Origin of the sequence: Halospeciosus flavus (assembly GCF_029814175.1) — an archaeon.
GTDB classification, from domain to species: Archaea; Halobacteriota; Halobacteria; order Halobacteriales; family Halobacteriaceae; genus Halospeciosus; species Halospeciosus flavus.
Genome location: NZ_CP122312.1, coordinates 1,568,747 through 1,582,188, shown reverse-complemented (window position 1 = coordinate 1,582,188; position 13,442 = coordinate 1,568,747). Strand labels below are relative to the sequence as shown.

The 13,442-nt window shown below is 65.0% G+C and carries 14 protein-coding genes and 1 tRNA gene; 12 read left to right on the top strand and 3 right to left on the bottom strand.

What is annotated here, in order from left to right; all coding sequences use genetic code 11:
- Positions 1 to 12: 12 nt before the first annotated feature.
- Together P0Y33_RS08210 and P0Y33_RS08205 are read right to left on the bottom strand one after the other, a co-directional pair.
- Positions 13 to 480 (bottom strand): lamin tail domain-containing protein, encoded by a 468-nt coding sequence (locus P0Y33_RS08210; RefSeq protein WP_279530056.1) that lies wholly within the window; start codon positions 478 to 480, stop codon positions 13 to 15.
- 57 nt (positions 481 to 537) lie between these two features.
- The gene (locus P0Y33_RS08205) at positions 538 to 1,284 is read right to left on the bottom strand and encodes an SDR family oxidoreductase (protein ID WP_279530055.1); all 747 of its coding nucleotides are present in this window, start codon (positions 1,282 to 1,284) and stop codon (positions 538 to 540) included.
- Positions 1,285 to 1,434: 150 nt separating this feature from the next.
- Here P0Y33_RS08205 and P0Y33_RS08200 point away from each other — a divergent pair, with 150 nt between their 5' ends.
- The 7 genes from P0Y33_RS08200 to P0Y33_RS08170 all read left to right on the top strand — a co-directional run bounded on the left by P0Y33_RS08200 (position 1,435) and on the right by P0Y33_RS08170 (position 7,309).
- Positions 1,435 to 2,343: an ABC transporter ATP-binding protein gene (locus P0Y33_RS08200; RefSeq protein ID WP_279530054.1), complete on the top strand. Its 909-nt coding sequence runs from the start codon at positions 1,435 to 1,437 to the stop codon at positions 2,341 to 2,343.
- A gap of 54 nt (positions 2,344 to 2,397) precedes the next feature.
- The gene (gene sufB / locus P0Y33_RS08195) at positions 2,398 to 3,831 is read left to right on the top strand and encodes a Fe-S cluster assembly protein SufB (protein ID WP_279530053.1); all 1,434 of its coding nucleotides are present in this window, start codon (positions 2,398 to 2,400) and stop codon (positions 3,829 to 3,831) included.
- Between the two features lie 3 nt (positions 3,832 to 3,834).
- Complete coding sequence (gene sufD, locus P0Y33_RS08190) at positions 3,835 to 5,052, top strand: Fe-S cluster assembly protein SufD (RefSeq protein WP_279530052.1); 1,218 nt, start codon at positions 3,835 to 3,837, stop codon at positions 5,050 to 5,052.
- A 183-nt stretch (positions 5,053 to 5,235) separates the two neighbouring features.
- Positions 5,236 to 5,724: a ferritin-like domain-containing protein gene (locus P0Y33_RS08185; RefSeq protein ID WP_279530051.1), complete on the top strand. Its 489-nt coding sequence runs from the start codon at positions 5,236 to 5,238 to the stop codon at positions 5,722 to 5,724.
- Between the two features lie 61 nt (positions 5,725 to 5,785).
- Positions 5,786 to 6,223: a metal-dependent transcriptional regulator gene (locus P0Y33_RS08180; protein WP_279530050.1), complete on the top strand. Its 438-nt coding sequence runs from the start codon at positions 5,786 to 5,788 to the stop codon at positions 6,221 to 6,223.
- A gap of 201 nt (positions 6,224 to 6,424) precedes the next feature.
- Complete coding sequence (locus P0Y33_RS08175) at positions 6,425 to 7,168, top strand: HNH endonuclease (RefSeq protein WP_279530049.1); 744 nt, start codon at positions 6,425 to 6,427, stop codon at positions 7,166 to 7,168.
- A gap of 37 nt (positions 7,169 to 7,205) precedes the next feature.
- A tRNA-Gln gene (locus P0Y33_RS08170) sits at positions 7,206 to 7,309 on the top strand.
- A 225-nt stretch (positions 7,310 to 7,534) separates the two neighbouring features.
- On the opposite strand, the gene P0Y33_RS08165 is transcribed toward P0Y33_RS08170, so the two are convergent.
- Positions 7,535 to 8,563, bottom strand: coding sequence for a hypothetical protein (locus P0Y33_RS08165; protein WP_279530048.1), 1,029 nt, complete (start codon positions 8,561 to 8,563; stop codon positions 7,535 to 7,537).
- 98 nt (positions 8,564 to 8,661) lie between these two features.
- On the opposite strand from P0Y33_RS08165, the gene P0Y33_RS08160 reads away from it, so the two are divergent.
- From P0Y33_RS08160 to P0Y33_RS08140, 5 genes are all read left to right on the top strand, one after another.
- Positions 8,662 to 8,856, top strand: a complete 195-nt coding sequence (locus P0Y33_RS08160; protein ID WP_279530047.1) for a cold-shock protein — start codon at positions 8,662 to 8,664, stop codon at positions 8,854 to 8,856.
- 251 nt (positions 8,857 to 9,107) lie between these two features.
- Positions 9,108 to 10,184, top strand: a complete 1,077-nt coding sequence (locus P0Y33_RS08155; protein WP_279530046.1) for a TIGR00341 family protein — start codon at positions 9,108 to 9,110, stop codon at positions 10,182 to 10,184.
- 16 nt (positions 10,185 to 10,200) lie between these two features.
- Positions 10,201 to 11,328 carry a hypothetical protein gene (locus P0Y33_RS08150; RefSeq protein ID WP_279530045.1) on the top strand — a complete coding sequence of 376 codons (1,128 nt, stop codon included), beginning with the start codon at positions 10,201 to 10,203 and terminating at the stop codon, positions 11,326 to 11,328.
- A 164-nt stretch (positions 11,329 to 11,492) separates the two neighbouring features.
- Positions 11,493 to 12,341, top strand: a complete 849-nt coding sequence (locus P0Y33_RS08145; RefSeq protein ID WP_279530044.1) for a DUF2182 domain-containing protein — start codon at positions 11,493 to 11,495, stop codon at positions 12,339 to 12,341.
- A gap of 78 nt (positions 12,342 to 12,419) precedes the next feature.
- Positions 12,420 to 13,397, top strand: coding sequence for a WD40/YVTN/BNR-like repeat-containing protein (locus P0Y33_RS08140; protein WP_279530043.1), 978 nt, complete (start codon positions 12,420 to 12,422; stop codon positions 13,395 to 13,397).
- Positions 13,398 to 13,442: the final 45 nt, after the last annotated feature.

Genomic DNA, 13,442 nt, shown 5'->3' with positions numbered 1-13,442 from the left:
CGGCGAGTCCGGTCAGGCACCGTGCGGTCCGATCCGATGTGAGAGGAGACGCTCTCCGTCGGCCGTCGTGAGGACGACCGTCTCGCCGACCTCCCACACCGGTTCGCCCGCACCCCAGTAGCGGTCGTGTGTGGTGTCCGTGCCGCCGCCAGTGGAGACAGTCACGGTTTCCCCGGGTTCGAGAGTGACGCCTTCGGGAAACGTGTACGCGTGCTCACCGTCGGTCAGTTGCCACGACCCGAGACGGAGGGTATCTTCTCCCGTATTTCGGACGACGACGTACTCACTCTGGAGGTTCGTGGCGTCGTCGCCGACCGGGTCGGCGTTCACCTCGACGACCTCGACCGGCGTCGTCGTGGCGGTCGTCTGGTCGTACGCGACGCCGCCGAGCATCGCGACGCTCCCGAGGACGGCGACGACGAACAGGAGTTCGACGAGACGTCCGACGCCCACTGCCGTATGTTGTTCAGTGGTACCCATTAACACGATATTTCTCTCCGTCCGACAAAAGAGTTCACCCGAACCTCACTCCGCCCCTCAGAAGTGGGCGAACTTGTCGCGGCGGTAGAGGTCGAGTTCGCTGACCGTCGACGGCGGTTTCTGTCGGGCGGCGAAGGCGATGGCGTCGGCGATCTCCGCGGGTTCGCTCGCCTCGCCGGGTTCGAAGCGCTCCTCGAAGGGGTCGCCGACTTCGCTGCCGAACTCCGAGCGGACCTCCGTGGGATTGACGACGGTGACCGCCAATCCCTCGTCGCCGTAGGCCGCCTCGACGCTGTGGGCGAACCCGCGGGTCCACCACTTCGTCGCGGCGTACACCGGGTTCCCGGGCCGGGGGTACTGCCCGGCGAAACTCCCGACGAAGACGAGGTTCCCCTCGTTCTCGACGAGGTGAGGGAGCGCCTCGCGGGTGGCGAAGAACATCCCGTCGCAGTTGACGTCCATCATCGTTCGGTACGCGTCCGTGGACATCTCGGCGACGTCGCCGCCGCGGGCGAGACCGGCGTTGTTCACGAGGACGTCGAGTCCGCCGAACTCGTCGACGGTGGCCTCGACCATCGCGGCGACGGCGTCCTCGTCGGTGACGTCCGTGGGGACGGCCTCCGCCTCGACGCCGTAGGTGGCGCTGACGTCGGCGGCGAGTTCGCTGAGTCGCTCCTCGCTCCGTGCGGCGAGGACGACGTCGGCGCCGTCCCGTGCCAGCGCGCGGGCCGTCGCCGCGCCGATACCTGCGCTCGCCCCGGTGACAAGTGCGGTTCGTCCGTCGAGTGGTGTGTCGTCGGTCATACCCCGTTCTGCGTCCGGTGGGGTTTTCGCTCTTTCCCCGCGCGAAACTGTTTCAGAATCGAAAACTGATTTTTCAGTTCCAGAAAGCGTCACCCCGAAAATGCGTAAGCATTATGCGTGCAAGAACCCTTCTTTTGGATGACCTAATCAATGGCTACGCTCGAACTCAAGAACGTCCACGCGGAAGTGGCCGAGGAGGGGGAGAAGATTCTCAACGGAGTCGACCTCGAGGTCAGCTCCGGCGAGATTCACGCCCTGATGGGACCCAACGGCAGTGGCAAGTCGACGACCTCCAAGGTCATCGCCGGCCACCCCGCCTACGAGGTTACCGAAGGTGAAGTACTGCTCCACCTCGACGCCGACGACTTCGAGGGCGTCGAGGAGATTCCCGAGGAGAAGCGCACCTGGAACCTCCTGGAACTAGAGCCGAACGAGCGCGCGGCGCTCGGCATCTTCCTCGCGTTCCAGTACCCCGCGGAGATCGAGGGCGTCACGATGACGAACTTCCTCCGTACGGCACTCAACGCCAAGATCGAGGAGCGCAACGAGCTGCTCTTCGAGGAAGAGGGCGAGGAGGAAGAAGAAGAGGAAGCCGGCTACGAGACCTCCCCGATGGAGGGTCCCGCCGACGAGGGCGAGATCGGCGTCGCCGAGTTCCAGCAGCTCCTCTCCGAGAAGATGGAGCAACTGGACATGGACGAGCAGTTCGCCCAGCGCTACCTGAACGCGGGCTTCTCGGGCGGCGAGAAGAAGCAAAACGAGGTCCTCCAGGCCGCCATCCTCGAGCCGGCCATCGCCGTGCTCGACGAGATCGACTCCGGGCTGGACATCGACCGTCTGCAGGACGTCGCCAACGGCATCGAAGCCCTGCGCGACGAGCAGAACACCGGCGTTCTCCAGATCACGCACTACCAGCGCATCCTCGACTACGTCGAGCCCGACACGGTCCACATCATGATCGACGGCGAAATCGCCCTGGAGGGTGGCCCCGAGCTCGCAGAGAAGCTCGAGGACAAGGGCTACGACTGGGTCCGCGAGGAAGTCTACGAGACCGCGTAACCCAACCCGGCTAGCAAAGCCCCATATGACTACAGACGTAACCAACAATCAACAATGAGTTCCGAAGAACAAGACCACCTCAAGGAGACCGACACGGAAGCTCGCTTCGAGTTCAAGAAGGAGCAGAAGTCCGCCTTCGAGACGGGGAAGGGCCTGACCGAGGAGACGGTCCGCCTCATCTCCGAGGACAAGGACGAACCCGACTGGATGCTCGAACGGCGCCTCCGCGCACTCGAGCACTGGCAGAACATGCCGATGCCGACCGACTGGCCGGGTCAGCCCGACCTGTCCGAGGTCGACATCGAACAGATCGTCCCCTACATCCGCCCCGACGTCGACAAGCGCTCGGGCGCGGACAACTGGGAGGACCTCCCGGACGAGATCCAGGATACCTTCGAACAGCTGGGCATCCCCGAGGCCGAGCGCGAGGCGCTCTCCGGCGTCGGCGCCCAGTACGAGTCCGAGGTCGTCTACCAGAACATGCAGGAGCGCTGGGAAGAGAAGGGCGTCGTCTTCTGCAACATGGACGAGGCCGTTCGGGAGTACCCCGAGCTCGTCAAGGAGTACTTCATGACGAAGTGCGTCCCCCCGAGCGACAACAAGTTCGCCGCGCTCCACGGCGCCGTCTGGTCCGGCGGGTCGTTCGTCTACGTCCCCGAGGACGTGACGGTCAACATGCCCGTGCAGGCCTACTTCCGGATGAACTCCGAGGGGATGGGCCAGTTCGAGCACACGCTCATCATCGCCGAGGAAGGCTCCGAAGTCCACTACATCGAGGGCTGTAGCGCGCCGAAGTACGGCTCGCACAACCTCCACTCCGGTGGCGTCGAAGTGTTCGTCGGCGAGGACGCCCACGTCCAGTACTCCACGGTGCAGAACTGGTCGAAGAACACCTACAACCTCAACACGAAGCGCGCCATCGTCGAGGAGAACGGCACGATGGAGTGGATCTCGGGCTCGATGGGCTCGAAGGCCACGATGCTCTACCCGTGTACCATCCTCAAGGGCCGCGGCGCGACGGACAACCACATCACCATCGCGTTCGCCGGCGAGGACCAAAACATCGACACCGGTGCGAAGGTCTACCACAACGCCCCCGAGACGAAGTCGACCATCGAGTCGAAGTCCATCTCGAAGGACGGCGGCCGCACCAACTACCGCGGTCTCGTCCACATCGCCGACGGCGCCGAGAACTCCAGCACGTCCGTCGAGTGTGACGCGCTGATGTTCGACAACGAGTCGACCTCCGACACCATGCCGTACATGGAGATCAACGAGTCGAAGGTCGACGTCGCCCACGAGGCGACCGTCGGGAAGATCGGCGACGAAGACGTCTTCTACCTCCAGTCGCGCGGACTGGACGACGACGACGCCAAGCAGATGATCGTCGCCGGGTTCATCGAACCCATCACGGAGGAACTGCCCATCGAGTACGCGGTCGAACTCAACCGCCTCATCGAACTCGAGATGGAGGGAAGCCTCGGGTAACCCATGAGCACGCAGTTGCACAAGGACATCTCCGAAGAAACCGTCCGTCGCATCGCCGAGGAACGCGGTGAGCCCGAGTGGCTCCTCGAGACCCGTCTCGAGGCCCTCGACGCCATCGAGGACCTCGACTTCCCGAGCGTCATCGAGACGCCCGGCCGCAAGTGGACGAACCTCGAAGACCTCGACTTCGAGACGCTCGTCGAACCCCTCGAACAGACCGAGGAGAAGGACTGGGTCGGCGTCGACGACGCCACCGTGGTTCCCTTCCACAAGGCGTTCGACGACGCGGACCTCTCCGAACTCGTCGAGGAGCACTTCGGCCAGAACGTCGACCCGCAGGAGAACCGCCTGACGGCGCTCTCCACCGCGCTCTTCACGACCGGTACGCTCGTCTACGTCCCCCGCGGCGTCGACGCCGAGGACGTGAAGATCCGGACGACGATGAACGGCCGCTCGCTGTTCAACTACACGCTCGTCGTCACCGAGGGGTCCTCCTCGGTCACCATCCTGGAGCGCCAGGACACCGGCGAAGACGTCGAAGGCGAGCGCTACTACTCCGGTGTCGTCGAAGTCGACGCCGGGGAGAACTCCTACGTCCAGTACGGGTCGCTGCAGGACTTCGACCAGACGACCTACAACTACACCATCAAGCGTGGCGACGCCGACACGTACGCCACGGTCGACTGGATCGAGGGCAACCTCGGCTCCCGTCTCACGAAGACCTCCGTCGCCACCGAACTCAACGGCGACAGCTCCGAGACGAAGATCGTCGGCGCGTTCTTCGGCCACGAGGACCAGCACTTCGACCTCGACTCGAAGGTCTGGCACAAGGCCGAGCACACGACGGCGGACCTCGTCACTCGCGGCGTCATCGACGACCACTCCCGCTCCGTCTACGAGGGTGTCCAGGACGTCGGCCGCGACGCGTGGGACACCTCGTCCTACCAGCGTGAGAACACCCTGATGCTGAGCGACGAGTCCGAGGCCGACGCCTCCCCGAAGCTCATCATCAACAACCACGACACCGAGGCCTCCCACTCCGCGACGGTCGGCCAGATCGACCAGGAGGACCTCTTCTACATGGTCTCGCGCGGCGTCGACCCGCAATCCGCGAAGAACATGCTCGTGGAGGGCTTCTTCGTCCCCGTCCTCGAAGAGATCGAGGTCGAGGAACTCCGCGACGACCTCGAAGAGCGCATCGCCGAGCGCCTCCGACAGTAACTCGCGACGTCTCCGTCTCGGTCTCGCTTCTTTCGCGCTTCTCTCGTCTCTCTTCTCCGCTCCGTCTCCCACACCGAGCGACGGCACCGGGTGCCGAGCGCCCGCGTCGAGAGACGGCATGGCTTAAGTCCGCGCGCACGAAGGGGCGTGTATGCGAACAGGCCCGGACGGGGGTGGCTCGGCGTGAAGTCGGCCGCCCGCGTCGAGTCGGACGAGCAACTCGCTCGCCTCCTCCAGATCGGCGTCGTCCTCGAAGAGGTCGTCGAGGTACGCGCCTACCAGCACTACCAGCGACTCCCCGAGGACGAACGCGACGAGCGAATCGAGGACCTCCTCGAAGACGCTCGCGAGGAGTCCGCCAAACACCGGCGCCGACTCGAAGCGCTCATCGACGAACTCGACGCCGAGAGCGTCCCCTTCGAGGACATCGAAGCCATCGTCGAGGCGCAGTACGCCCGCGACGGGACGGACTTCGACAGCGTCCTCTACGACCAACTCAACGGCGAAGAGACCGCGTACAAGTTCTACGACGACCTCGTCGAGGCGGTCGAGGCGAGCGACGCCGACTTCGGCGTCGACCGCGAGGAACTCCTCGACACCCTCCGGGACATCCGCGAGGCCGAGGCGGAGGGAGTCGAAGAGATCGCCGAACTCATGGAGGAGCGCGCATGAACGCCGCCGAATCGACGACTCGAACGATCCGACCCCGCGCTCGCCGCCGGAGGTGTCTCCCGTGAACACTGCAGACCAATATCTCAAGACGATCTACCTCGTCCAGTTGCAGGAGGACGGTCCCGCTTCGACCGGTGCGCTCGCCGACGCGCTCGACGTGAGTCCCGCCAGCGCGAACGAGATGGTCGGGAAACTCGCCGACCGCGGACTCGTCGAACACGAGAAGTACAAGGGGACGAGTCTCACCGACGAGGGCATCGAGCGGGCCCGCGACGCCCTCCAGACCTACTGCATTCTCGAACGCTTCCTCGCGAACGTCCTCGACGTCGAGGAATTTCGCGACGAGGCCGGCCAACTCGAACCCGTCATCGACGAGACGGTTGCGGACCGCCTCGACATGCTCGTCGACCGGGAACCCGACTGCCCGGAGTGTTTCGACCCCGAGGCCGACGCCTGCAAACACCTCGTCGAGGAGATGGGCGTCGAGGCCGACGACTAGGAGATTCGGAGCGAACGGAGTGAGCGAGAATCTCCGGAAGGCGAGCGGGAGCGACCGGAGGGAGCGACACGCGAGCAGGGAGATTCGGAACGGGCGAGATTCGGAGCGAACGGAGTGAGCGAGAATCTCGGAAAGGCGAGACCCTCTTCACTTTCACCACGCTTGGGTCGGGTTCATCACGCGGCGTCGAGTGTCCGCGGTATGGACTGTCCGACCTGCGGAACGACGCTGGCTACCGAGCGAGGGATGCGCCAGCACCACACGAAAGTCCACGGCGACCCGCTCCCGAACCGGACGTGTGAGAAGTTTGACGTCGAGTTCTACGACCCCAAATCGCGGCGGGTGTACTGCGACGATTGCTACTCGGCGAAGGGCGAGATGAACGGGAACTGGCGGGGTGCGAAGCGGACGGCGACGTGCCAGACCTGTGGTGACGACTTCGAGTACTACCCCTCGGACAAGGAAGGAGTGTACTGTTCTGCGTGTGTAGAGTCGGCCGAAGGTCTCCTCCCCGAGAACTACTCGGAGCGCGTCGACCGGGAGCGAGTCCCGTGCGAGCATTGTGGGGCCGAACTCGAACGACTCCTGTCGGACGTTCGCGAGGAGGGGTACGGCCAGTTCTGCGACGCCGACTGCTACGGCGCGTGGCTCTCCGAGAACGTCGTCGGGGAGGACCACCACCAGTGGGAGGGCGGGACTCTCGACTACGGGAAGAAGTGGTGGCGCGTTCGGCGACGCGCACTGGAGCGCGACGAGTACACCTGCCAGCACTGCGGAGAGACGGAGGAACAACTCGACCGGAACCCCGACGTCCACCACCTCCGTCGGGTTCGGGATTTCGACGATCCACAGGATGCTCACACGCTAGAGAACGTCGTCACGCTCTGTCGACCCTGTCATCGGTACGTCGAGAGCGGCGCGGTCACACTCGACCGGAGAAAGTAACCTTATTGTGCGCCTGCGTTCCTACACCTTAGTGAGCAGTCCCGTGGTGTAGTGGCCAATCATACGGGCCTTTGGACTCGTGCGGTTTCCAGCGTACGGGGAAGTAAGCCCGTGACGGCAGTTCGAATCTGCCCGGGACTATTCTGCGACGAACGACGGTGAGGAGCGGATAGCCCGCAGATTCGGACTCCGAAGGACGAGGGAAACGAGTCGTTCGATAGTTCGAATCTGCCCGGGACTACTACCAGATTTCCTACACTTCTTCGCTGACGTCTAGTCACGTCACCAGCGGCTTCACCCGTCGCTCCGAGTACCCGATACCTGCGACACGAGAGGCTGCCGTCGAGGGACGGTCGAGACGGCTCACTACTCGTTGTAGCGCGACTCCTCGTTGGTGTTCGATTGCTGTGGTGTCGACGACTTCGACGGTCCCGACGACGAATTCGGCGTCGAGTCGGCGTCACGGTTCGACCCGCCGGACTTCTTCTCGGGCGTCGGTCGTTCGAGGATGGTCCCGCTCCCGCCGACGACGAGTTCGGGATCGGTCGCGAGTTCGAGGTCGCGTAGCGGTTCGTCCATCGGGGTTTGGACGCGGGTCCACTGGCCCGGTGCGACGCGGCGGAAGAGCCGCCCGCTGGCCCCGACGGCGACGAGACCCTTCGGGTCGCGGCCGACGCCGTAGAGCGGGCCGCTTGCGACGTCGGAGGCTTCCCACGAGGAGTCGACTCGGCGGTAGACGTACCCGTTGGCGCCGACTGCGAGGGTGACCTGCTCGTCGACGTGGACGTCGTATATCGTCGACTCGGCCGCCTCGATCCCGGTGTGGACCCACTGGCCGTCGACGACGTGGAACAGCCCGCCGCTGGAGTTCGTCGCGTAGGGGGCGTCGGGTCCCGCCTCGATGGAGTGGACGCTCGACCCGCCGCCGAGACCGTCGCCGTCGTCCGAACTGGCTGCGTAGACCCAGTCGACCGTCTCGGGCTTCCCGCCCGAAATCGTTCCGCTCAGTACTTCGGCGCTCCCGTTGGCGACGAGGACCTTCTCCCTGCCGGCGGTTCCGGCGACGGCGATGGCCTTCCACGACCCCGTGATTCCCTCGGGTGCGGAGTAGTCGACGACCTCGTCGGCCGCGACGTCGTAGTACCCGAGTGCGCCGCTGGACCCGCCGAACCAGACGCGCTTCCCGTCGTCGGTGCTCGCGGCCGCGTACAGCGAGTTCCCGGCGTCGCCCGGGCCGTCCGCGTCGGCGGTCGTCCACCCGCCGTCGCGTCGGACGAGGATGTTCCCGCCACTTCCGACGGCGACTGCGCCACTGCGAGTGCGTTCGACGGCGTAGAGCGTCGACGAGACCGGCGTCGACACTTCGGCCCACTTCGACTCGCTGCTCTCGCCCATATCGTCAAGTAGGGTGCAGACGGTGGAAAAAGTGGACGTTCACTCGCGGCGGAGCGATTAAGTACCTCGGTACCGTTTGTCTAGGTGGAGTTCCGCTGATGGCAACCGGTACGGTAGACTTCTTCAACGACGAGAAAGGGTACGGCTTCATCGAAACCGACGAGTCCGACGAGGACGTGTTCTTCCACATGGAGGACGTCGGTGGTCCCGACCTCGAGGAGGGACAAGAGGTGGAGTTCGACATCGAACAGTCCGAGAAAGGCCCGCGCGCGACGAACGTCACGCGCCTGTAGACTCTCGGGCTGCGGCTCTCCGTTTTTCTTCACGCGTGCGGCAGTGTCTACAACGTGGACACAGTCTCCAGTGTCTTCACTGGCCAGTCATTTTTTACGTAGCCAGATTCTATAATTTTATAGGTACAAGAGAGTATGAATTGTGAGTCGCCCGAGCGGAGCGCGAGAGGCGAGACGCGCTCGTTCTCGGGCACGGATCCGGTGGTATCGCTCTCTCACCGACCGAGTGCACCCCCCAGGAGGCGATAGGAATGGCACGTCAAGACATGCGGAAAGTGGAGATGATGGTGATGTCCGCGGAGGCCCGCGACCGGGTCACCGACGTTCTCGAACAGGAGAACATCGACTTCGCGGTCTCGGACCAAACCGCGGACGCGGACGACTCCGCCATCGTCATCTTCACCCTCCCCGCGGGCGAGGTCGAGTGGATTCAGGACGAGGTCGACGAGAGCCTCGTGGACATCAACGCGGGCAAAGACGTCTACACCGTCGTGAGCGACCCCGAGGCCGTCGTCTCGCCCCGACTCGACATTCGCGAACAGCACGGTGTCATGGAGTCCGAAGGTCCCGAGCGTATCTCGCGCGACGAGTTGCACTCGACGGCCGCCGACATGCTCCCGGACCTCACTATCTACTCGATCCTCACCGCCATCGCGGCCATCGTCGCGACCTCGGGGGTCCTCCTCAACTCCCTCTCGGTGCTGGTCGGCTCGATGGTCATCGCCCCGCTCATCGGCCCGCCGATGGCGACGAGCGTCTCGACCGTCCTCGACGACGAGCACCTGTTCGCCCGGGCGGCCGAACACCAAATCGTCGGCGGCGTCCTCGCCATCGTCGCCGCGACGGCGTTCGCCTACTTCGCGAAGGTGACCGCGCTGGTCCCGAAGGGGATCAACGTCGCGCAGACCTTGCAGTTGAGCAACTACTCGTCACCGACGTTCCTGCTCATCACGGTCGCCATCGGCGCCGGCATCGCGGGCGCCATCAGCCTCTCGACGAGCGGATCCGTCGAACTGGTCGGCGTCATGATGGCCGCGGCACTCGTCCCGCCGATCGGCGTCATGGGCGTCGGTATCGCGTGGGGCCGGCCGATGGCCGTCGTCGGTTCCGGTGCGGTCGTCCTCGTGAACATGCTCTCGATCAACCTCGGTTCGATCATCAGCCTCTGGTACCTCGGCTACCACCCGAAGGCCTGGACGAACCTGCGGAGTACGCGTTCGACCATCCTCCGTCGGGTCCTCGTCCTCATCCTGATGATCGGTTCGCTCGCGCTCGTCCTCTCCTCGCTCGCCACCGAGGGTGGACTCAGTCGCATCTTCGGCGTGTAACCAGCAACTACCAGCTATGTCCGTTTCGAAAAACGACGTCCTCGGGTACGGTGTGAAGCTCTTCGGCCTCCTGTTCGCGGGAGTGCACGTCGCGGCCAGACTCGGTCTGGTCGCGGTCCGCGTCCTCGCGAGGTACGGGTGGGGGGCCGGTCTACTCGGCGCCCTCGCCCTCGCCGACGAAGAACGACGACACGACGCCCACCGGTGGCTCGTCCTGGAGGGGAATCGCTGGCACCTCGTCGGTGCGCTCACGGGCGGTATGTTCCTCCTGACGTTCTCCCTCGGTATCGTCGACGTCATCGGCGTCCGGGAGAGCAGTTTCGTGACGACGATGTTCTCGACCATCATCGCGGGGCTGTTCTCGTTCGTCCCCATCGTCATCGCCATCAACTCGCTGACGATGACGCGGCTGTTCGGCACGCCGGAGGGGTTGCGCGAGCGCCTCGACGACGTCCGGTCGTTCCGCGCGGACGTCGAGGAACTCGCCGACACGCCGGTCTCGCCGACCGACCCCTCGGCGTTCCTCACGCTCGTCCTGGAGACCGTCCGCGACCGGTCGCAGACGCTCCTCGACGACGTGAGCACCGCGCCCGAGGAGACGCGTCACGCCGTCGGGGACTTCGTCCGCGACCTCGACGAGGACATCGAGGAAGTCGAAGCCGAGGTGGCCGCACACGGCTCGACGCTGTTCGCCATCCTCCTGCCGATGATGAACCACGACTACTCGACGTACGTCAACCGGGTTCGACACATCCGCGCCGAACACGCCGACGACCTCTCGACGGGGGCCGAAGAGACGCTCGCCACGCTCCAAGAACTCCTCGTCGCCGTCGACGTCGCCCGGCAGTACTTCAAGTCGGTCTACCTCCAGCAGGAACTTGCCGCCCTCTCGCGGTGGCTCGCGTACAGCGGCATCGCCTCTTTCCTCGCGTCGACGTTCATCGTCATGCTGTACGCCAGCGGCTACCCACCCATCGTGAACGCGACGCCGCTGCTCGTCCTCGTCGCCGCCGGACTGGCGGTCTCGTTCCTCCCGTTCTCCATCCTCTTCGCGTACATCCTCCGCGTCGCGACGGTCGTCCAGCGGACCTCGGCGCCTGGAACGTTCACGCCGCAGCGAGAGCGTCCGCCCCACGAGCGATAGTCTATTTTCAGACTGTTTCCGGCCGTAATTAATTAAGCCGTCTGGTGCGTAGAAACGAACATACCACGACCGATGTTCCGATTCTGGCCCTTCGGCGACCACGACACGGACGAGTCGCTCCACACCTACGGACACGCCGCCAACGCCGCCCGCGAGGTGACTCGATGAGCTTCCGCGAGCACTTCGACGAGCAACTCGACAGTCGCTTCGACACGGAGGCGCTCGGCGTCGAGTCGAACCGGACGACCGCGACGGTCACCGGCCTGGTGCTCGTCAACGCCGTCTGGTGGTTCCTCCTCCTCCGTGGCCACGTCCCCATGCCCGGGATGATGTGGCTGATGGAGCAGGGCATCCCGATGGCCGCGCCCGGTGCCGTCGAGGCCGCCGTCGCACACGTCGGGACGGTCACCGCCGTCGCGAAGTACTTCGTGATGTGGGGCGTGATGATGTGGGCGATGATGTACGTCGCGATGGCCCGCTACGGCCGCGACTACGCGAACGCGCTCAGCGGGTCGACTCCCGCCGTCGCGGCGACTATCGTCGTCTTCTTCGCCGGCTACAACCTCGTCTGGATGCTCTCGGCCGTCGTCCCGCTCGCCTTCGAATTCGCCCTCCCCGGCGGCATCTACGGCGTCACGAAGGCCCACACGCCCCTCGTCTTCGGGACGGTCCTCGTGCTCACCGGGTTCTACCAGCTCTCGGAGTTCAAACAGTCCTTCCTGCGGGAGTGCTGTGCCCGCGTCGAACCGCGCGACGCCGGCCTCCGAGAGGGACTATCCCACGGCCTCCACCACGGTGTGAAGTGCATCATCATCAGTTTCGGCGTCTTCTTCCTCCTCATGCCGTTCTTCGGGGAGATGAACCAGTTCTGGATGCTCGCCTTCACGTTCGTGATCGCCGCCGAGCGCATCCCCGTCTGGGGCGAGGAACTCGCCGACGCGACCGGCATCCTCTGTCTGATCGCCGGCGTCGTCGTGCTCGGTCTCCAACCCGCCCTGCCCGTCGCCTTCTGAGCCACACGCTCGGTCGCGACGGCACGGGCACAACCGATTTATTTCCTCGAATACAATGGGAATACAACTCACCAGCCAATGCAACGAACTCGTCGTGCGTACCTCGCAGTGGCCGGGTCGGCGTTCGCCAGCGGTCTCGCCGGTTGTCTCGGCGGATCGTCGGACTCGACGCCGGACTCGGCGTGGTCGCCGGTCGACTCGCCGGTACAGGGCACCCTCTACGAGGTCGTCGGCACTCGCGGTGGCCCGTTCGCCGTCGGCGCCGGTGGCGTCGTCCTGAAGCGCGGCGATGGGGACTGGTCGCCGGTCCTCGAACACGGGCCACAGGGGCAGGACACCGCGCTGGTCAGTGCGGCCGTGACGGACAACGGCGGCGCCCTCTGGCTCTGTGGCGGCGGCGGCGTCGTCGCGCGCTACGACGTCCACGCCGACCAGTTCACGGACTACTCCTACCCCGAGGGACACACCTCGTCGTGGACCGGCGTCGCCACCGTCGGTCTCTCGGGGACGGAGTGGGTCTTCCTGACGAACAGCTCCGGCGAACTCCTCTACGGACAGAACGACCACGGGTCGATGAACTGGGTCGACTCGTTCCAAAAGCCCGGCGGCGGCGCGTCCTCGACGGGTATCGAGTTCGACACCCACGGCTTCCTCTACCTCTGTAACTCGAACAGCGAGGTCCTCGAATCCGTCGACGGTGGACACTCCTGGAAGCAGATCGGAATCTCGGGGTCGAGCGTCGCCCTCCACGACATCGCCCCCTTCGACGCGACGACCATCGACGTCGCGGGTGGGGACGGCCACCTCTACCGCTTCGACGGCTTCGAGTGGACCGACCTCGACCTCGACGCGAAGACGTTCAACGCCATCGAGCGCTCGCGACAGAGCGGACTCCTCGTCGGCGAGGACAGCCACGTCTACCGCTTCGGTGCGAACGGGTGGGTTGCGGACCACCCCACGACCGACGTCCACCTCCACGGCGCGCTCCTCGCGTCGCCGGGCAACCCCGCCATCGCCGTCGGAACCGGCGGAACCATCCTCGAACGCACTAAGTGAGCGCGGACGGCCGAGGGGTTTTTAGACCTTTGGAGTATAAATTGA

Excerpts from the sequence above, each read along its gene's own strand:
- P0Y33_RS08210 (WP_279530056.1), bottom strand. The coding sequence starts at position 480 with ATGGGTACCACTGAACAACATACGGCAGTGGGCGTCGGACGTCTCGTC.
- P0Y33_RS08205 (WP_279530055.1), bottom strand. The coding sequence starts at position 1,284 with ATGACCGACGACACACCACTCGACGGACGAACCGCACTTGTCACCGGG.
- P0Y33_RS08200 (WP_279530054.1), top strand. The coding sequence starts at position 1,435 with ATGGCTACGCTCGAACTCAAGAACGTCCACGCGGAAGTGGCCGAGGAG.
- sufB (WP_279530053.1), top strand. The coding sequence starts at position 2,398 with ATGAGTTCCGAAGAACAAGACCACCTCAAGGAGACCGACACGGAAGCT.
- sufD (WP_279530052.1), top strand. The coding sequence starts at position 3,835 with ATGAGCACGCAGTTGCACAAGGACATCTCCGAAGAAACCGTCCGTCGC.
- P0Y33_RS08175 (WP_279530049.1), top strand. The coding sequence starts at position 6,425 with ATGGACTGTCCGACCTGCGGAACGACGCTGGCTACCGAGCGAGGGATG.
- P0Y33_RS08165 (WP_279530048.1), bottom strand. The coding sequence starts at position 8,563 with ATGGGCGAGAGCAGCGAGTCGAAGTGGGCCGAAGTGTCGACGCCGGTC.
- P0Y33_RS08160 (WP_279530047.1), top strand. The coding sequence starts at position 8,662 with ATGGCAACCGGTACGGTAGACTTCTTCAACGACGAGAAAGGGTACGGC.
- P0Y33_RS08155 (WP_279530046.1), top strand. The coding sequence starts at position 9,108 with ATGGCACGTCAAGACATGCGGAAAGTGGAGATGATGGTGATGTCCGCG.
- P0Y33_RS08150 (WP_279530045.1), top strand. The coding sequence starts at position 10,201 with ATGTCCGTTTCGAAAAACGACGTCCTCGGGTACGGTGTGAAGCTCTTC.
- P0Y33_RS08145 (WP_279530044.1), top strand. The coding sequence starts at position 11,493 with ATGAGCTTCCGCGAGCACTTCGACGAGCAACTCGACAGTCGCTTCGAC.
- P0Y33_RS08140 (WP_279530043.1), top strand. The coding sequence starts at position 12,420 with ATGCAACGAACTCGTCGTGCGTACCTCGCAGTGGCCGGGTCGGCGTTC.